Below are 18489 nucleotides of genomic sequence, written 5' to 3'. Positions count from 1 at the left end.
GAGCCACGCCGGACGCGGCCGGGCCCCGAGGCGGCCACCTCGGGCAGGTCGCCACCGGCGTGCTCACCGTTACGGCAGGCCGAGCCCCATCCTGCCGGCCGCGCCGTCCAGCAGTGCGAACAGGCCCTGACGGAACCGGTCGCGTTCGGACAGGTCGCCGACGAGGCGGGGGATCGCCGTCCGGGGAGCGTCACCGCCGAACAGCGCCCGGGTGTACGGAAAATCCCCGGTGGTGAGCTGAGCCTCGGTGAACCGCGCGGCCGCCACGGCCGCCTCGCTGTCCACCCTGTCGGCGGCCGAGCGCTTCTCGGCGGCGCGCAGCACGTTGCCGTGGACGTAGTCGTCCACCATGGCGAGCAGTGCGAGCTTGGCGTCCGGTCGCAGGTCGGTGTCGGCGACGGCCGCGAGCGACTGTTCGAAGTGACGCATGGCGTTGGGTCCGGCCGGCACGTTCCGCAGGGCGTGCGGGGCCCAGGGGTGCCGCATCAGCACGTCCCAGGTGCGCGTGGCGACCGCGGCGAGCGCGTCGTACCAGTGGGTCGGGAACTCGTCGGCGGGAACGAGCGCCTCACTCATGATCGCGTCGTCCATCAGCGCGATCAGTTCGTCCTTGGTGCGGACGTAGTAGTAGAGCGTCATGGTGCCCGCGCCCAGTTCGCCGGCGATCCGCCGCATCGACACGGCGGCGAGCCCCTCGGCGTCGGCGATCGCCAGCGCAGTCGACGCGATGTGCTCGCGAGTGAACTTCGGCCGGCGGGTGCCGGGTTCCGGACGGGTCCAGATGAGCGCCGAGTCCTCCGCCGTTGCCATTCGTACACTGTACCGTTAGCGTTATTGGTACGCCGTACGAAACGCTCGTACGGCGTACACCGAAGGAGTGTGGGGGCGCCATGACCGATATCGACGTGCTGATCGCCGGGGCCGGTCCGACCGGGCTCACCCTCGCCTGCGAGCTCGCCCGGCGGGGGGTCGCGTGCCGCGTCGTCGATCGGGTGGACCGGTTCTCAGGAGGGTCGCGCGCCAACGGCATTCAGCCGAGGACCATGGAGGTCTTCGCCGATCTGGGGATTCTGGAGCCGATCCTGGCCGGTGGAGCTCTCGGCACGGTGATGCGCGCCTACCGGGGCGAGAGGGTCGTCTGGGAAGGCCGGATGGGCGAGCCCGCCGAACCGACGCCGTCCGTGCCGTATCCGAACATCTGGTTCGTGCCCCAGTTCCGCACCGAGGAGATTCTGCGCGAGCGGCTCGCCGCGCTCGGCGCACACGTGGAACGGTCGACCGAGCTGGTCGACTTCAGCCAGGACGCCGACGGCGTGACCGCGACGCTGGCCGCCGGCGGGACGGTCGAGACCGTGCGCGCCCGGTATCTGGTGGGCGCGGACGGCGGGCGCAGCACCGTGCGCAAGCGGTTGGGCATCGCCTTCCCCGGCGAGACCGACGACGCCACCACGATGCTGTTCGCGGACGCCCGCGTTGACGGGCTCGGCCGCGACCACGGCCGGATCTGGCAGAACGGCGACGCGCAGGTTTCGGCCGTGCCGCTGGCCGGAACCGACCTGTTCGTCGTCGCGGCGCGCCCCCCGGCCGACCGGGACGAGCCGCTCCGCGACTACCTGCAGCGGCAGATCGCAGAGTCGTCCGGCAGGAACGACATCCTGGTGCGCGAGGTGACCTGGCACACCACCTGGCGGGCGAACACCCGGCTGGCCGAGCGGTTCCGGGAGGGGCGGGTTCTCCTCGCCGGGGACGCCGGGCATGTGCACCCCCCGACCGGTGGCCAAGGCATGAACACCGGCATCCAGGACGGCTACAACCTCGGCTGGAAGCTCGCCGCCGCGTTGACCGGCGCCCCGGGCCTCCTGCTGGACAGCTACGAACCGGAGCGGATGGCGGCGGCCCGCACAGCGCTGGACATCGCCACAGCCCTGCTGGAGAAGCATCAGCGCGGTGACGCCGACGCGCACGTACGCGGCCCCGAGGTGCACGGGCTCACCCTGAACCACCGCACCAGTCCACTCTCCCGCGACGACCGCGCCCGCCCCGGCGCGATCAGGGCGGGCGACCGGGCGCCGGACGCACCCGCGACCACGGCCGACGGCCGACCGACGCGGCTGTTCGACCTGTTCCACGGCCCGCACTGGACCCTCCTGGCCTTCGGTACGGCGTACGCGCCCACCGTCGCGGCGCTCAACGACCGGTTCGGCGCCGCCCTCCACGCCCATGTCGTGGTCCGGCCAGGCCAGTCGGCCGGCCGACACGCGCTGATCGACAGCCACGGACACATCCGCGCCGGATACGACGCGACCGACGGAACCCTGATGCTGGTTCGCCCGGACGGCTACCTCGGCCTGGTGACCGACCACGGCACCGTCGACCGGGTCGAGCAGTACTGGACCACACTGCACGGCTCCACGAGGGCGACCGTGTGAAGGACGCGAGGTGCCGGCGCTGGCGCTGGGGCTCAACGCCATGGAGCGGCGTGCCGAAGGCAGCTCGGGTCAGCCGTGGCGCACCGGGTCCAGGTCCACCGCCAGCAGTCGCAGGGCCGCCTCGTGCGGGGAGTCGGGTTCCGCGTGGTAGAGCTTCAGGATGTTGCCGTCCTGGAGATCCGCGGACTGGTACATCAGCTCCAGCTCGCCCACCACGGGATGGTCGAACAGTTTCGTTCCGTCGACGCAGTTCGCCACCCGCTGACGAAACCACAGCTCGGCGAACTCCTCGCTGCCCATGGTCAGCTCACCGATCAGCTCGGCGAGTCGCGGGTCGTGCCGGTGATCGCCGGAGATGAACCGCAGATACGTCACGTTCGCCTCCGACTCCGCGGTCCAGTCGGCATACAGCGAACGCACGGCTTCGTCGAGGAAGTTCATCTTGATGATGTTGGGCCGATCGTCGGCGCGCTCCGGGGCGTCGACGTCGAGGTGCGGCGCGAACAGCCGGTGGTAGAGGGAGTTCCAGGCGAGGATGTCGCAGCGGTAGTTCAGGACGGCCGCCGCCACGTTCTCCAGCGACCCCACCAGCATCCGCGTGTACGGGCTCACCTGGTCGCCGCGCGGCGCCGGCTCCCGCGGGTTCGACACCGGCGTACCGATCTTGAGCAGGTAGTCCCGCTCGTCGGCGCTCAGCTGCAGGGCCCGCGCGATGGAGAGCAGGACCTGCGGCGAGGCGTGTGCGGTCTGGGACTGTTCGAGCCGGGTGTAGTACGTCTGGCTCACGCCCGCGAGCGCGGCCACCTCCTCGCGCCGCAGCCCTGGGACCCGCCGGGACCCCATGGAGCGCAGGCCCATCTGCTCCGGCCGGACGCGTTCGCGCATCCGGCGCAGGTAGCTGCCGAGGTCTGTGTTCACCATGCGTTCCACCGTTCGATTATGGGTGCTGTACGGCATCGGCCGCGGCGACGGGCGCCGGGCGACGGGCGCCTGTCGAAGCGGACTTCGGCGACACCGCCTAGGGAACCCGCGGGGCGGCCCCGTGGCGGAGCGCCGCCCACAGCAGCAGGCCGATCGCGATCTGACAGCCGCCGGCCACGCCGATCGCCGCGTGGATGCCGGTCAGCTCCTCGGCGGCGGTCCCCGGCCCGCTGGACGTGCCGTGCCCGATGACGGCGGCGAAGACCGCGCTGAGCAGCGGGATGCCGATGGCGATGCCGATCTGCTGGCTCTGGGTGGCCATGCCGGTCGCCATGCCCCGCAGGTCGGAGTCGACGGCGGAGGTGGCCAGGACCATGAAGGAGAGGGCGGCCGTCATGGAGAAGAAGGCGTTCACGAACTGGGTGGCGACCAGCGGAATCAGCCAGCGCGAGTCCGACGTCGCCCACAGCGCGGGCAGCATGAACGCGCCTTGCAGGGTCAGGGAGACACCGAGCAGGGTGCGCGGAGGGACCCGCTGGAGGATGCGCGGGCCGACCGTGCCGGCGATGATCTGGCCGGTACCGATGCCGAGCAGTACGAGCCCGGCGGCCAGGGACGACAGTCCGAGCACGTCCTGCACGTACAGGCCGGTGAAGAAGATCAGCGCCGTCTCGCCGCCGAAGACGAACAGGGCGGCGAGGTTGCCGAAGGCGATGTCGGGCTTCTTCAGCACCCGCACCGGCACCAGCGCGTCGGCCGTACGGCTCTCGACCGCCCAGAAGGCGCCCAGCAGCACGATGCCCGCGAGCAGCGCCATGCCGGCGACCGGGTCGAAGCCCTCCTCGCCGGCGCGGGTGACGCCGTGGATCGCGGCGAAGAGACCGAGGGTGACGAGCACCGCGCCGGGCAGGTCGATCCGGGTGCGCCGCTCGGCCTTGCTCTCGTCGACGACCCGCGGCACGACGAGCATCGCGGCGATGGCCACGGGGATGTTGATGAAGAACGCCCAGCGCCAGGAGAACACGTCGGTGAGGACACCGCCGAGGATGGCGCCGACGCTGAAGCCGGAGCTCATCATCACGCTGTTCAGACCGAGCGCCCGGGTGCGCAGGGCGGGCGCGGTGAAGGCCGTGGTGAGCAGGGCGAGCGCGGCGGGTGTGACGGCGGCCGTGGCCAGGCCCTGGAGGGTACGGGCGATCAGCAGCGTCGTGGGCGACTCGGCGGCGCCTCCGACGAGGGAGGAGACGGCGAGGACGGCCATTCCGGCGGTGAAGACGCGCCGCCGCCCCACGTGGTCGCCGACACGGCCCAGGACCAGGGTGCAGCCGGCGGCACACAGCGCGAACGTCGTGGTGATCCACTGGAGGCCGCCGGTGGAGAACCCGAGGGCGGTGCCGACCTCGGGCAGGGCGACGTTCAGCACGGAGAAGTCGGCGGCCATCATGAACTGCGACGCCAGGAGCGCCACCAGGGCGGCGATCTGGCGTCCGGTCATCCGGGCGGGAGCGGGAACCGACGGCTCCGCGGCCGCGGCGGTCGTCGTGGTCTCGGCGGTTGTCATGCCCCAAGGCTCGACCGCCCGTCGCCGGCCAGCCAGTTCCCTCTTGACGGCACCCCCGCGGAGACTGTCACTGGCAGTGCCACCCTGGGCCAGCCCGTGGACGTCGGACGGCGAACAGGAGGGAGGCCGTGCCTCAGGTCAGCTCCCTGAGGGCTTGGCCTCCTTGAAGCATGTGGAGACCACGGTCACTTCGAGCAAGGACGTGTGCTTGCCGTAGGGGCGCTCGTCGAGCAGCCTGATGTCCGCCGAGAGGGGTTCCTCGGTGGAGTCGGCGACGATCTGCGGCGTCCTGGCGGGGCTCTTGTCCGGCCCGTCCTTGACGATCTTCCAGCCCTTGCGGGGAAGCTGCTCGCGCAACCGGTCCATGGCCGCGTACATGTCGTCCACCGGCACGTCGTACAGGCTCCAGGGGTGACGGATCACGCGGACGCCCTCCCCCGACGGGCGGCCGTCGCAGGGCGATGCCGCCGGCCCCGGTTCGGTCGTCTTGCCCGCCAGGCCCATGATGTCGAGGAGCGTGCCGGAAGCCCTCCCGACCGTCTCCTTCATCCGCGCGGTGTCACGCACCGCGACGTCGTCGTCGTTCATGTGCGAGCAGCCTGCCAGGAGTACGCAGGCGGCGAGCGCCCCCGTCAGCGCTGATCGTCGTGCCGTCGTCATGTTCGGCCCCGGGGCGGTCCGGCCCCTGAGGGGCGTCAGGGGGTCGCCTCGGAGACCACGTACACCATGGGGTGTTCGGGGTTGCTGCGGTCGACCATGATTTCCTGTTCCGGCTGGGGTTTCACCTTCGTGTGCACCGTGCCGGACCAGTGCTCGCCGTCGCCCAGCCGCCAGCCGACCGCCGCCGCGTCCTCCGCGTCGATCGTGGTGCGGCCCGGTTCGAGGCGGGAAGGGCTGGTGCCGATGGTGCGCAAGTAGAGGTCGAGACCGTAGGCGTTCGTCATGAACTGCACGTACAGCTTGCTCGTGCGCCAGGAGTTGGTCTCGTAGTACGCCACGTCCAGCGAGCCCGGCGGGATCGGCACATCGTAGATCCGGCTCTGCACCTTGCTGGGGTAGTCCCAGGTCAGGCCCGTCGCCGCCGCCTTGTCCTGCTTGTCGTTGCCGCTCTCGCGGCTCTGCACGGCGGAGAGCACCAGATAGCAGGTCGGGAAGCCGATGAGCAGGATCACCACGAGCAGGGTCAGCCAGCGCCGGCGCAGGCTGGTCCGCGGCGGCGGAGGGCCGTCCTCCGCCGGCGGCTCCACCGGCCGCTCCACCGGCCGCTCGGCCTGGCGGTCGGCCGGCCGCTCCGCCGGGTGGTCCGCGCCGCTCACCGCTGTGCCCCCCGGGCCGCGCGCGTGACCTGCGAGTAGTACCGCTCGTAGCGCTCGTACCGCTCGACCCGGCGACGCTTGGCGCGGCGGAACCGGCGGGCCACCAGCCGGGCCAGGTCGGCGGCGCCGACCATGCCCGCCTCCGGCCCGAGCTGGGCCTTCACGATCCGGGCCTCGGGGCGGTAGCCGCGCCCGGTGAGGTGGCGGCGGAAGGCGTCCCGGGCGGGGCCGATCAGCAGGTCGTCGGCCGCGCTGACGCCACCGCCGACCACGAAGCAGGACGGGTCGAGGGCCGCGGCGAGATTGGCGATGCCGACGCCCAGCCACTGGCCGATGTCCTGCAGGAGCTCGACGCACATGGCGTCGCCCTCCCGGGCCAGCTCGGTGATGAGCGGGCCGGTGATGTCGGGGATGTTGCCCTTGACCCGGTCGATGATGTTGTACGCCACCGGGGAGTCCGCCGCGGCGAGCTCACGGGCCTCGCGGACCAGGGCGTTGCCGGAGCTGTACTGCTCCCAGCAGCCGCGGTTGCCGCACGGGCAGCGGTGCCCGCCGGGGACGACCTGCATATGGCCGAACTCGCCGGCCACGCCGTAGCGACCCCGCTTGACCTGGCCGTCCTCCAGGATGGCACCGCCGATGCCGGTGCCCAGCGTGATCATCACGAGGTGGTCCTCGCCGCGGCCGGCGCCGAAGCGCCACTCCGCCCAGGCGGCGGTGTTGGCGTCGTTGTCCACCATCACGGGCACCGCCAGCCGGGCGGCGAGGGCGTCCCGCAGCGGCTCGTCCCGCCAGGACAGGTGGGGCGCGAAGAGCACCCGCGAGCGGTCGGCGTCGACCCAACCGGCCGCGCCGATGCCCACGGCGTGCACATCGTGCCGGTCGGAGAGGTCGAGGACCAGCTCGACGATGGTGTCCTCGACGACCTTGGGGCTCTTGGACTTGTCCGGCGTCTCGGTCCGCAGCTTCTCCAGGATGGTGCCGTCGGCGTCGACGACGCCGGCCATCACCTTGGTGCCGCCGATGTCGATGCCGACGGTGGGCACCCGGGGGGCGGTCAGGTGCGAGCGCCGCTCGCGGGTGCCGACGGTGCGCAGGACGGTGGCCCTCGCCGAGCCGCGGTGGGTCAGCTCCCGATAGGTGCTCATCTCGTCCCTGGGTCGCTTGCGGTCAGTCCTCGGCGCGGCCGTCGCACGGGCGCCCGCGGCCCGCCCTCCAGGGCGTGCCGCGGGCGGTCCGGTCGATCGGTCGCTCGTGGCGATTGTGCCTTACGCGCAGTACGGGACGCACATGCCGGCCGCTCGCCGGCCTCGCCCTCAGCGCTCGCCCGCGCCGGCCCCGAGGCGGTCCGGGGCGGGTGCCCGGCGCAGCTCGTGGCTGAGCTCCTCGAGCTCGGAACCGCCCGCCATCTGGCGGGTGAGCTCGTCCAGCGTGATCTCCCGCTTGGTGTGGCTGCCGAACATGGCACCCCGCTTCAGGAGGACGAACCGGTCGCCGACGAGATACGCGTGGTGCGGGTTGTGGGTGATCAACACCACGCCGAGACCGGCGTCGCGGGCGGCGGCCACGTACTTGAGGACGACCCCGGACTGCTTGACGCCCAGGGCGGCGGTGGGCTCGTCCAGGACGAGCACCTTGGCGCCGAAGTAGACGGCGCGGGCGATGGCCACGCACTGCCGCTCGCCGCCGGAGAGCTGGCCGATGGGCTGGTCGACGTCGCGCAGGTCGATGCCCATGCGCAGCAGCTCGGCGCGGGTGGTCTCGCGCATCGTCGCCACGTCCAGGCGGCGGAAGGGGCCCTTGCCGCGGGTGGGCTCCGAGCCGAGGAAGAAGTTCCGCCAGACCGGCATGAGGGGCACGACGGCCAGGTCCTGGTAGACCGTGGCGATGCCGCGGTCGAGGGCCTCGCGGGGGGAGGAGAGCGCCGTGGGCTCGCCCTCGATGGCGAAGGTGCCGGCGTCGTGCCGGTGCAGACCGGCGATGATCTTGATGAGGGTGGACTTGCCGGCACCGTTGTCGCCCAGCACGCAGCTGATCTCGCCCGCGTGCACCTCCAGGGAGACGCCTTCGAGGGCCTTGATGTTGCCGTAGTACTTGCTGACGTCCTTGAGCTCGACCAGCGGCGTACGACCCGGCGTACGGTCGCCGGCCGCCGCCTCCTCGCCCCGCGTCACGTCCTCGCCCCGCGTCACGCCGTCTCCGCCCGGCGCCACCTCGTCGCCCCGCGTCACGTCCTCGCCCCGCGTCACGCCGTCTCCGCCCGGCGCCGCCTCCTCGTCCCGCGTCACATCCTCGCCCCGCGTCACGTCCTCGCCTCGCGTCACTTCGTCGCCTCCGCCCGCTTGCGGACCCATGCGTTGAGCAGGGTGGCCAGGAGCAGCATGGCTCCCAGGAAGAACTTGAACCAGTCCGGATTCCACTGGGCGTAGACGATGCCCTTGCTGGTCATGCCGAAGATCAGCGCGCCGACCGCCGAGCCGATGGCGGAGCCGTAGCCGCCGGTCATCAGACAGCCGCCGATGACCGCCGCGATGATGTAGAGGAACTCGTTGCCCACGCCCTCGCCGGACTGCACCACGTTGAAGGAGAACAGCAGGTGCTGGCCGGAGACCCAGGCGGCGAAGGCCACCGCCATGTACAGGCCGATCTTGGTCTTGGTGACCGGCACGCCGACCGCGCGGGCCGCGTCCTCGCCGCCGCCGACGGCGAAGATCCAGTTGCCGACGCGGGTGCGCAGCAGCACCCAGGTGGCCAGCGCCACCAGCCCCAGCCACCACAGGACGGTGATCTGCAGGCTGACGTCACCGAGGGTCAGCCGGGAGGCGAAGAGCGCCTTGGCGGACTCGAAGCCCTCCATGTCGCTGATCGACTTGGTGGAGACGGTGCCGCTGATCAGCTTGGTGAGGCCCAGGTTGAGGCCGGTGAGCATCAGGAACGTGCCCAGCGTGATGATGAAGCTGGGGAGCTTGGTGCGGATCAGCATGAAGCCGTTGAAGAAGCCGATGGCCAGCGTGGCGAGCAGGGACACCCCGACGCCCACCCAGACGTTCGCCGTCATCTGGTAGCTGAACATCGAGGAGATCAGCGCGGACGAGGTGACCATCACACCGGTGGAGAGGTCGAACTCGCCGCCGATCATCAGCAGCGCCACGGGCACGGCCATGATCCCGATGGTGGAGGCCGCGTACAGCACGGTGCTGAGGCTGGAGGCCCGCAGGAAGCTGTCGGCGACCACCGAGAAGAAGAGGAAGACGGCCAGCGCGCCCACGACGGAGCCGAGCTCCGGGCGGCTGAGCAGCCGGCGCGGCAGCGAGGTGCGCACCAGCCGCTCGTCGCCCTTCCCCACCGGTGGAGCCGGTGCCGGCGAGGTGGCGGTCATCGGGTCCCCCTCTTGGCGTACTCCTCCAGCTTGGCGGCCTCGTCCTTGGTGATGATCTGCGGGCCGGTGAGCACCGGCCGGCCGCCGCCGAGGACGTCGGCGTTGTAGCGGTAGAGCCACAGCAGGTCCACGGCCTGGTAGCCCTGGAGGTAGGGCTGCTGGTCGACGGCGAAGCCGAGGTCCCCGGACTTCAGGCTCTGGGCGACGCTCTCGTTGAGGTCGAAGGTGTCGATCTCCGCCTCGCTGTTGGCCTGCTTCTTCGCCTGGACGGCCGTCGCGGCGAACGGCGCGCCGAGGGTGACGACGGCGTCGGTGTCGCGCTGGGACTGCAGCCTGGCCTCGATGGACGCCTGGACGTCGGGCATGTTGGTGCCGTCGACGTAGAGGTTCTCCAGCTCGCCCTTGAAGGTCTTGCGCACCCCGGAGCAGCGCTGCTCGTGGCCGACGTTGCCCTGTTCGTGCAGCACGCAGACGGCCTTCTTGCGGCCGCGCTTGTTGAGCTCCTCGCCGACGGACTCGCCCGCGATGGTCTCGTCCTGGCCGATGTGGCTCAGCGCGCCGAAGTCCTTGGACTCCTGGGAGCCGGAGTTCACGGTGATCACGGGGATGCCGGCCTTGACGGCCTTGTCGACGACGTCCTTCATGGCGTCGGGCTTGGCGAGGGTGACGATCAGCCCGTCGACCTTTTTGTCGATCATGGTCTGGACGTGCTGCGCCTGCTCCTTGCCCTCCTTGTGGTGGGCGTAGAGGAACTCGATGTTGTCCTTGACCGCGGCCTGCTTGGCGCCCTTCTGGACGATGTCCCAGAACGTGTCGCCATCACCCGAGTGGGTGACCATCGCGAAGGTCCAGCGCGGGGTGTTCACCGCGGCGCGACCCTCGGCGGCCTGAGCGGCCCGCGCGGCCCGCTCCTCCGCCCGCTTGCCGCCCGTACTGCTGCACCCTGCCAGGGCCACGCCGAGCACCGTCGCCAGAACGACCGCCGACGCTCGTACCCGTGTCCGAACCCTTGCCACGAAAACGTGCCTCTCTCCCTGTGTAGCTCGCTGCGCGTGTCGCCGCTGTCCGGCGCGCCGTGGCGTGAAATGTCCGACCCCGGCCGCCCAAGTATCCGTCACCACTGTTGACCGGCGTTTCATCGGGTGGTCCGCCTTCCCTTCCGGGCCGCCGGAGTGCGGCTGGAGGAGTTCTAACGGCGGCCGGCGCACCCCGTCAATACTTTGTCCGAACATTCTTACGCGGGCGGGGTGGCCGGGCGCCGGCCCCCGACTGCCGTGGCGATCGGGCGACGAACCGTCGGTAACGGGTGTCAGGAACGGACCAGGAGCTGGAATTCGAAGGAGTAGCGGGAGGCGCGATAGGTGTGGGAGCCGAACTCCACGGCCCGGCCGGTGTCGTCGAAGGTGGTGCGCTCCATGGTCAGCAGCGGCGCGCCGGCCGGCTCCGCGAGCCGCTCCCCCTCCTCGGCCGTGGCCGCGCGGGCGCCCACCGACTGGCGGGCGCTGTGCAGGGTGATGCCCGCCTCGCGCATCAGCCGGTAGAGCCCGGTCGCCTCCAGCCGGGCGGTGGTCAGCTCCAGCAGCCCGACCGGCAGATGGTTGCGCAGATGCGCCATGGGCTCGCCGTGCGCGTACCGCAGCCGCTCCACCAGGACCACCTCGGCGCCCTCCGGCACGCCGAGCGCGGCGGCGACCTCCGCGGACGCCGGCTCGACGCCGTGCCGCAGCACCCGGGTGGCCGGGCGCTGCCCCGCCGCCTCCAGGTCCTCGTAGAGGCTGCTCAGCTCCAGCGGGCGCTTGACCTGGCTGTGCACCACCTGGGTGCCCACGCCCCGGCGGCGCACCAGCAGCCCCTTGTCCACCAGGGATTGAATGGCCTGCCGCACGGTCGGCCGGGACAGCCCCAGCCGGCCGGCGAGGTCGATCTCGTTGCCGAGCAGGCTGCCGGGGGCGAGCTTGCCCTGTTCGATCGCCGCTTCGAGCTGCTGCGCGAGCTGGAAGTAGAGCGGAACGGGACTGCCGCGGTCGACGCTGAGCCGCAGGGCCGCGGTCGGGTCCGCCTCGTTTTTAACCACCTTTGCCACGGGGTGAGCGTAGTCGCCGGGGTGCATGACGGGAAGTCGTGAAGATTGATTGTCCGGACAAACTATTGACAGCACGGAGGCGCGGGGGCGACGTTGGTGCGCATGCGAATCGGACTCATCGGCACTGGCCGAATCGGAGCGTTCCACGCGGCGGTGCTCGGCGCGCACCCCTCGGTGGACTCCCTGGTGGTGGCGGACGCGGAGCCGGCGCGGGCCGCGGCGGTCGCGGAACGGACGGGGGCGACGGCCGCGGAATCCGTGGCGGCGCTCTTCGCCGCCGGCGTCGACGCGGTGGCCATCGCCGCCGCGACCGCCGCGCACGCCGAGCTCATCGGCCGGGCGGCCCGGGCCGGCCTGCCGGTGTTCTGCGAGAAGCCCATCGCGCTCGACCTGGCCGGCACGAGCGCGGCCCTGCGCGAGGTCGAGCGGGCCGGCACGGTGCTGCACATGGGCTTCATGCGGCGCTTCGACGCGGGCTACGCCGCCGCGCGGGCCGCCGTACGCGACGGCCGGCTCGGCCGGCTGCACACCGTGCGCGCCGTGACCTCCGACCCGGCGCCCCCGCCCGCCGCCTATCTGCCGCTCTCCGGGGGGCTGTACCGGGACTGCCTCGTCCACGACTTCGACATCCTGCGCTGGGTGACCGGCCGCGAGATCACCGAGGTGTACGCCGTCGGCTCGGACCGCGGGCCCGCGATGTTCCGGGAGGCGGGCGACGTCGACACGGCCGCGGTGCTGCTCACCCTGGACGACGGCACCCTCGCCACGGCGACGGCCACGCGCTGCAACGGCGCGGGCTACGACGTACGGATGGAACTGGCCGGGGACCGCGACCAGATCGCGGTCGGGCTCGACGAGCGCACGCCCCTCACCTCCGTGGAGGCGGCCGGGCCGGCCGCGCCCGACAAGCCGTGGCCCGGCTTCCTGGAGCGGTTCGCCCCCGCGTACGAGGCCGAACTGCACGCGTTCGTCGAGGTCGTACGGGGGGAGCGGGCGAACCCCTGCGACGGCCGGGAGGCGCTCGCCGCGCTGCGGGTCGCGGAGGCGTGCGAGGTCTCCCGGCGGGAGCGGCGGCCGGTGGCTCTCGCCGAGATCCCCGGGTGAGGACCGCCCTCCGGGCGGGGTGGCACGCGCCCGGAGGGCGGGTACGGGGGCCTACCAGCGGATCGGCAGGCGGCGGACCCCGCGGATCAGGGAGCCGGGCAGCCACTCGAGCGCCTCGGGACCGGTGATGTCCAGCGCCAGGTCCGGGCAGCGCGCCAGCAGCGTGCCGATCGCGATCCGCCCCTCCAGCCGGGCCAGCGGAGCGCCCACGCAGTAGTGGATGCCATGGCCGAAGGCGAGGTGTCCCTGGGGCGCGCGGCGGATGTCGAACCGGTCGGCGTCGGCGAAGCGGCCCGGGTCGCGATCCGCGGCGGCGAGTGCCACGAGCACCGAGTCCCCGGTGGGGACGACCACGTCCCCGATGGCCACCGGTTCGCGCGCGAACCGGTACGTCGCGTTCTCGACGGGCCCGTCGTAGCGCAGCATCTCCTCGACCGCGCCGTCGAGGAGGCCGGGGTCCGCGCGGAGCGCGGCGAGCTGGTCGGGGTGTGCCAGCAGCGCGCGGACGCCGTTCGCGATCAGATTGACGGTCGTCTCGTGGCCGGCGATCAGCAGCAGGGAGGCCATGCCGATCAGTTCGTCGGGGGTGAGCCGGCCGGCCGCCTCGCCGCCGCTCCCGCCGTCGGCCCCGCCGCCGTCGTCCTCGGCCCGGACGAGATCGCTCATCAGATCGTCGCCGGGAGTGCGGCGCTTGGCCTCGATGAGGTCGCGGAGGTAGTCGGTCATCGCCTCCGCGGCGGCCTGCTCCGCCTCCCGCCCGGTCGGCGCGACCAACTCGTTCGACCAGGAGCGGAAGGCCTCCCGGTCCATGGCCGGCACGGCGAGCAACTCGCAGATGACGCCCATCGGCAGCGGGAAGGCGAGCGCGCCGACGAGGTCGGCCCGGCGGTCGGGGGCGGCGAGCATCGCGTCGAGCAGGTCGTCCGTGAGCCGTTGGACCGACGGCCGCAGCGCCGCGACCCGCCGGCCGGTGAACTCGCGCGCGACCAGCCGCCGCAGCCGGGTGTGGCGCGGCGGGTCGCTCTCCAGCATGGTGGTGTAGATGGGCGGGTACGCCTCCTCCGACCAGGTGCTGGAGGTCTGCCAGTCCTTGCTGAGCCGGGGGTCGGCCAGCGCGTGGCGCGCCTCCTCCTGGCCGACGACCAGCCAGGTCTCGTAGCCGTCGGCCGAGCGCACCCGGTGCACCGGACCCCGGGAGCGCAGCTCGGCGTAGACGGGGTAGGGGTCGGCGAGGAAGGCCTCGCCGTAGGTGGCGAGCAGGTCGATGATCTCGTCGCGGCTCGTGGTCCGGGTCCCGGTCATGCGCGCGTCCGCCCTTCGCTCGACTGGCGTCACCGTAGATCGAGGTCCGGGCGGCGGTCATCGGCCTGGTGGAGGAGGCGAGTTCCGGCCGTACGTCCTCCCGGGAGAGTACGCACGGCCGGATCGGCCTCCTCCTTCCGGTGCGGTCACGGCCCGGCGGGTCCCGCCCGGCGCGGGCATGCCCACAGCCGCGCGGGCACGCCCACAGCCGTACGGGCATGCCTACAGCCGTACGGGCTCGACCTCCGCCAGCCGGACGAGGAGGTCCGAGGCCCGCTTGGCGACCGTGTCCCGGTCGCCCTCCGCGAGTTCGGTACCCATCGCACAGGCGACCGCCCCGGCGGCGATCCACTCCGGGGCGTTCTCCACCGTCACCCCGCCTCTGGGCAGCAGCGGGGCCTGGGGCAGGGCGGTCCGTACGTCCCTGAGCCAGGAGGGGCGGTGGCTGGACGCCGGGAACAGCCCCAGCGCGTCGGCGCCCAGTTCGAGGGCGTGCACCATCTCCGTCGGGGTCGTGACACAGGGGAAGACGGGCACCCCGTACCGGTGTCCGGTGCGGATCACGTCGGCGTCGAGCCCCGGGGACACCAGGAACCGGGCGCCGGCGTCGATGGCGAGCCGCGCCGAGGGGGCGTCGAGCACGGTGCCGGCGCCGATCAGCGCCTCCTCGCCCATCTCCCGGCTGAGGGTGGTGATGACCTCCAGGGCGAACGGCGTGGCCAGCGATATCTCCAGGTTGGTGATCCCGCCGGACATCAGATGGTCGGCCGTCGCGGCAGCCTGGTCGTAGCTGTCGGTGCGCACGATGGCGAGGACCCGCTGTGCCAGTGCGGCGCGGGTCGTCTCCCAGCGGTACACGGCAGTTCGCCGCCCTTCTGTCGTTCCTGGTGCGTGGTCCCCCTCCGGGGAGGGCCCAGTACCCGTCATCGCCCCGCGCCACACGCGCGGGGCGCGCTTTTCCACGCCTCCGGAGCGGGGTGCGCGGGGCGGCTCCGGGCCGCTTCGAGGCCGGCGCCGGGCACGCTCAGGGAGCGTCGTCGTCCAGCAGGCCCGCGTCATGGGCGAGCAGGGCGATCTGCACCCGGTTGTTGAGGTCGGCCTTGGTCAGAACGCGCGAGACATGACTCTTCACCGTCGCGACGCTCATGTACAGCTCCGCCGCGATGTCCGCGTTGGACCGGCCCCTCCCGACCGCCAGGGCGACCTCCCGCTCCCGCTCGCTGAGCCGGTCGAGCACGGCACGGGCGCGCTCGCGCCGGCCGGTGTCCCGCTCGCCGACCCCGCCCGGCCCCCCGGCCGGGGCGCGGCCCGCCACATGGGTGATGAGCCGCCGGGTCACGGCGGGTGACAGCACCGGCTCCCCGGCGGCCACCGACCGTACGGCCGCGACGATGTCGGCGGGCGGGGTGTCCTTGAGCACGAAGCCCGCCGCGCCGGCCCGCAGCGCCCTGAGCACGTGCTCGTCGGTGTCGAAGGTGGTGAGCACGAGCACCTCGGGCGCGCCCGGCCGGCACCGCAGCGCCTCGGTGGCCGCCAGCCCGTCCAGCACCGGCATCCGGATGTCCATGAGCACCACATCGGGGCGGTGTTCCGCCACCAGGGGGACGACCTCGGCGCCGTTCGCCGCCTCCGCGACGACCCGGATGTCGCGGGCGCCGCCCATCATCAGCCGCAGCCCGGCGCGGACCAGCGGGTCGTCGTCGGCGAGCAGCACCCGTACGGGGCCGGTGCCGCCGGGCGCGGGGGACGACGGGACGGAGGCGGGCCGGGGCAGGGGCGGTGTGCTCATGCGGGCCACGGTAGCCAGGCGCGCAGCCGGTGGTCTCCCCCACCGGTGAGGCCGTGTTCGAGGCGTCCGCCGGCGAGCGCGGCGCGCTCGGCCAACCCGATCAGCCCCTGACCGGCGCCGGGGATCTCCCCCGGCCCGCCGCCGGGCACCGGATTGCGCACCTCCACCGTGAGTCCTTCGCCGGGCGCGCCCGCGAGCGTCACCGTGACGTGCGCGCCCCGGGCGTGCTTGCGGGCGTTGGTGAGCCCCTCCTGGACGATCCGGTAGGCCGTCCGCCCCACCGCTTCCGGCACCGAGGAGCGCTCGCCGAGCCGGTCGTCGAGCGTCACCCGCGCCCCGGCCGCGCGGGACTCCGCCACCAGGCGGGGCAGGTCGGCGAGGGTGGGCCGCGGCCGGTCGCCGTCCTCGGGCCCGGCAGCGCGCAGCACGCCGATCACCTCGCGCAGGTCCTCCAGGGCCCGGTGGGCGCTGTCGCGGATGACGCCCGCGGCGCGGCCCACCTCCTCCGGGGGCGCGTCCGGGTGGAACTCCAGGGCGCCCGCGTGCAGGCTGAGCAGCGACAGCCGGTGGGCGAGCACGTCGTGCATCTCGCGGGCGATGGCCTCCCGGGCCAGCCGCTGCGCCTCGGCGGCCCGCAGCCGGGCCTCGCTCTCGGCCCGCCGGGCCCGGTCGCGCAGGGCGATGACGAGCCGGCGGCGGGCGCGGACGAACATGCCCCAGCCGGTCACCGCGAGGTAGATCACCAGGCCGAGCAGGGTCAGGGCCCCGAAGCCGAGCTCCTTCTCGGGGATCAGCAGGGCGGAGAGGGGCGCGGCCGCCACGGCCGGCACGCCGATGGCGGCGACCTGGCGGAACGGCCGGTGCACGGCCACGGTGAAGAGGGCGACGGCGAGCGCGCCGGCGAGGGTCGACGACACCAGGGACGCGGGCACCAGCACCGCGGCGAGGCCGACGGGCCACCGGCGGCGCAGCCAGAGCGCGGCGCAGCCCAGGGCCCCGAGCAGTTGGTCCACCGCCGCCTGGGTGTCGGACAGATACGGGTTGTGGGGCAGGTCCTTGGCGGTCAGCAGGCCGAGTCCGGCGGCGAAGAGGAAGCAGCAGAGGTCGACGGCCCAGTCGCGGGGCGTACGGGGGCGGGGGCGCCCGTCGCGATCGCCGTCGCCATCGTCACGATCGCCGTCGCCGTCGTCGCCGAGGAGGGCCGACGGCAGCAGCCAGGCGTACTCCGCCCCGGTTCGTCGTGCCACCGCTCCGCCGCCTCCGCCCGTTCCGCCCTCGCCGCTCACCTCGGCAATCTACTGGCGGCGATCACCGACCGACGGCGCGGAAACGTCGACTTCGGTCGTACGCCGTTGGTCGCGGGGGCCGCGCGGGCCCGTACCCCCGGGCGTCGCCTCCCCCTCAGGCCCCGCCCCCGAGTTCGAGGTGGCGGGCCGTCAGGCGGCGTGCCCCCTCCTCCGTGAGCGAGCCGTGCAGCCGCAGCCGGGCGATGCCGCCGTCGGGATAGATGTCGACGCGCACATGCGTGGCGGCCGGCGACGCCTGAACGGTGAACCGGTGGACCGTGTCCGGCTGGAGCCGGGTGCGCGGCAGGATCGGCCGCCACGCGTCCGAGGCGTGGTCCGCCGGGTCGGCGCCGCCGGAGGCGTCGAGGGCGTGGAGCTCCGCCCAGCCCGCGGCGTTGCCCTTGTAGCAGCCGGTGTCGATCTCGATCGCGCGGATCACCGACTGCTCGGTGAGGGCGTAGCGCACCCAGTCGTGGCCCCGGTCGCGGCGGCGGCGGGTCTCCCAGCCGTCGTCCATCTTCCGCGAGCGGCCGGGCTGGATGGTGTGGACCGGCGGGGAGTAGAAGCGGTCGGAGGCGTCCTCGGCCGCGCCGCCGTTCTCCAGCGCCACCACGTCGAAGGTGCCGAGCGCGGCCAGCCAGGCCGGGTCGGGGGCGGGTTCGCCGTGGACGCGCAGCCGGGCGACGCCCCCGTCGGGGTACTGGGCGAGCCGCAGATGGGTGAAGCGCCTCGGCACCTCGACGGCGAAGCCGTTGGCCGCGTGGCCGCCGACGGGGGTGCGGGGCACGAGCTCGGTCCACTTCACCCCGGGGTCGAGCAGGTCCTCGGGCGAGGGCGAGCCGTCCACGGCCGTGGCCTGGACGGCTATCGACTGCGGGTGGTTGCCCCGGAAGTGCGCGGTGTCGACCACGATCCCCCGGATCACCCCGGGGACGCCCAGGCGGACGAGTGCCCAGTCGTGGTCGTCGTCCTCCGGGTGCGGCCGCTCGGCCGAGGCGCCGCGCCGCCGGCGGGTCTCCCAGCCGTCCATGACCTTGCCTTTGTGCCCGAAGTGCTCGGGGTCGAACACGGGTGCCTCGGGGGCCAGCAGGTTCTCCCGCTCGGCGAAGAACTCGTCGTTGGCGGCGATGACCCCGGCCCCCAGCCGCCGGTCGGCGAGGTCGGGCAGGTGGCCGAAGGGGAAGGTGGCGCCGCGGTAGTCGGCGTACGGGTCGCCGCCGCCGTACGGTCTCGCGGCACCCGTGAAGCGGGGGATGCCGGCGGCGCCGACGGTGCCGGCGGCCTCGGGCGGGACGGTTTCGGGCGGGACGGTTTCGGGC

General features: G+C 73.1%; 17 protein-coding genes. 2 read left to right on the top strand and 15 right to left on the bottom strand.

Annotated features, from left to right (window positions below; translation table 11 throughout):
• Positions 1-69 precede the first annotated feature (69 nt).
• A complete protein-coding gene (locus ACSNOD_RS04470) occupies positions 70-810 on the bottom strand; it encodes a TetR/AcrR family transcriptional regulator (protein WP_436765392.1) in 741 nt (246 codons plus the stop codon).
• A gap of 80 nt (positions 811-890) precedes the next feature.
• On the opposite strand from ACSNOD_RS04470, the gene ACSNOD_RS04465 reads away from it, so the two are divergent.
• Complete coding sequence (locus ACSNOD_RS04465) at positions 891-2429, top strand: FAD-dependent monooxygenase (protein ID WP_436765391.1); 1539 nt, start codon at positions 891-893, stop codon at positions 2427-2429.
• 69 nt (positions 2430-2498) lie between these two features.
• Here ACSNOD_RS04465 and ACSNOD_RS04460 read toward each other — a convergent pair whose 3' ends face one another.
• The 9 genes from ACSNOD_RS04460 to ACSNOD_RS04420 form a co-directional block, all read right to left on the bottom strand.
• Positions 2499-3350, bottom strand: a complete 852-nt coding sequence (locus ACSNOD_RS04460) for a helix-turn-helix transcriptional regulator (RefSeq protein WP_436765390.1) — start codon at positions 3348-3350, stop codon at positions 2499-2501.
• A 97-nt stretch (positions 3351-3447) separates the two neighbouring features.
• Positions 3448-4911, bottom strand: coding sequence for an MFS transporter (locus ACSNOD_RS04455; protein WP_436765389.1), 1464 nt, complete (start codon positions 4909-4911; stop codon positions 3448-3450).
• Between the two features lie 138 nt (positions 4912-5049).
• A complete protein-coding gene (locus ACSNOD_RS04450; RefSeq protein ID WP_436765388.1) occupies positions 5050-5499 on the bottom strand; it encodes a hypothetical protein in 450 nt (149 codons plus the stop codon).
• A 107-nt stretch (positions 5500-5606) separates the two neighbouring features.
• Positions 5607-6227: a sugar kinase gene (locus tag ACSNOD_RS04445; protein WP_436765387.1), complete on the bottom strand. Its 621-nt coding sequence runs from the start codon at positions 6225-6227 to the stop codon at positions 5607-5609.
• The gene (locus ACSNOD_RS04440) at positions 6224-7375 is read right to left on the bottom strand and encodes an ROK family glucokinase (protein ID WP_436765386.1); all 1152 of its coding nucleotides are present in this window, start codon (positions 7373-7375) and stop codon (positions 6224-6226) included. Before ACSNOD_RS04440 ends, ACSNOD_RS04445 begins: the two co-directional genes overlap by 4 nt.
• Positions 7376-7543: 168 nt before the next feature.
• Positions 7544-8401 (bottom strand): ATP-binding cassette domain-containing protein, encoded by an 858-nt coding sequence (locus ACSNOD_RS04435; RefSeq protein WP_436765408.1) that lies wholly within the window; start codon positions 8399-8401, stop codon positions 7544-7546.
• A gap of 146 nt (positions 8402-8547) precedes the next feature.
• Positions 8548-9606: an ABC transporter permease gene (locus tag ACSNOD_RS04430; RefSeq protein ID WP_436765385.1), complete on the bottom strand. Its 1059-nt coding sequence runs from the start codon at positions 9604-9606 to the stop codon at positions 8548-8550.
• The gene (locus ACSNOD_RS04425) at positions 9603-10622 is read right to left on the bottom strand and encodes a sugar ABC transporter substrate-binding protein (protein WP_436765384.1); all 1020 of its coding nucleotides are present in this window, start codon (positions 10620-10622) and stop codon (positions 9603-9605) included. The genes ACSNOD_RS04430 and ACSNOD_RS04425 overlap by 4 nt, the downstream gene beginning before the upstream one ends.
• A gap of 293 nt (positions 10623-10915) precedes the next feature.
• The gene (locus ACSNOD_RS04420) at positions 10916-11716 is read right to left on the bottom strand and encodes a GntR family transcriptional regulator (RefSeq protein ID WP_436765383.1); all 801 of its coding nucleotides are present in this window, start codon (positions 11714-11716) and stop codon (positions 10916-10918) included.
• A 75-nt stretch (positions 11717-11791) separates the two neighbouring features.
• On the opposite strand from ACSNOD_RS04420, the gene ACSNOD_RS04415 reads away from it, so the two are divergent.
• Entirely contained in the window at positions 11792-12793 is a 1002-nt protein-coding gene (locus tag ACSNOD_RS04415) for a Gfo/Idh/MocA family protein (RefSeq protein ID WP_436765382.1), read from the top strand.
• A gap of 51 nt (positions 12794-12844) precedes the next feature.
• Here the strand turns inward: ACSNOD_RS04415 and ACSNOD_RS04410 are convergent, their stop codons facing one another.
• The 5 genes from ACSNOD_RS04410 to alc all read right to left on the bottom strand — a co-directional run bounded on the left by ACSNOD_RS04410 (position 12845) and on the right by alc (position 18425).
• Positions 12845-14095 carry a cytochrome P450 family protein gene (locus ACSNOD_RS04410; RefSeq protein ID WP_436765381.1) on the bottom strand — a complete coding sequence of 417 codons (1251 nt, stop codon included), beginning with the start codon at positions 14093-14095 and terminating at the stop codon, positions 12845-12847.
• 222 nt (positions 14096-14317) lie between these two features.
• Entirely contained in the window at positions 14318-14953 is a 636-nt protein-coding gene (locus ACSNOD_RS04405) for a bifunctional 4-hydroxy-2-oxoglutarate aldolase/2-dehydro-3-deoxy-phosphogluconate aldolase (RefSeq protein WP_436765380.1), read from the bottom strand.
• A gap of 166 nt (positions 14954-15119) precedes the next feature.
• Positions 15120-15884, bottom strand: coding sequence for a response regulator transcription factor (locus tag ACSNOD_RS04400; protein WP_436765379.1), 765 nt, complete (start codon positions 15882-15884; stop codon positions 15120-15122).
• Positions 15881-17131, bottom strand: coding sequence for a sensor histidine kinase (locus tag ACSNOD_RS04395; RefSeq protein WP_436765378.1), 1251 nt, complete (start codon positions 17129-17131; stop codon positions 15881-15883). The genes ACSNOD_RS04400 and ACSNOD_RS04395 overlap by 4 nt, the downstream gene beginning before the upstream one ends.
• 154 nt (positions 17132-17285) lie before the next feature.
• Positions 17286-18425 carry an allantoicase gene (alc, locus tag ACSNOD_RS04390; protein ID WP_436765407.1) on the bottom strand — a complete coding sequence of 380 codons (1140 nt, stop codon included), beginning with the start codon at positions 18423-18425 and terminating at the stop codon, positions 17286-17288.
• Positions 18426-18489: the final 64 nt, after the last annotated feature.

This window comes from Streptomyces sp. URMC 123, assembly GCF_051386515.1.
Classification (GTDB): Bacteria; Actinomycetota; Actinomycetes; order Streptomycetales; family Streptomycetaceae; genus Streptomyces.
Note: the sequence above shows the minus strand (reverse complement) of the source record. Positions and strands in the feature narration are given on the sequence as shown.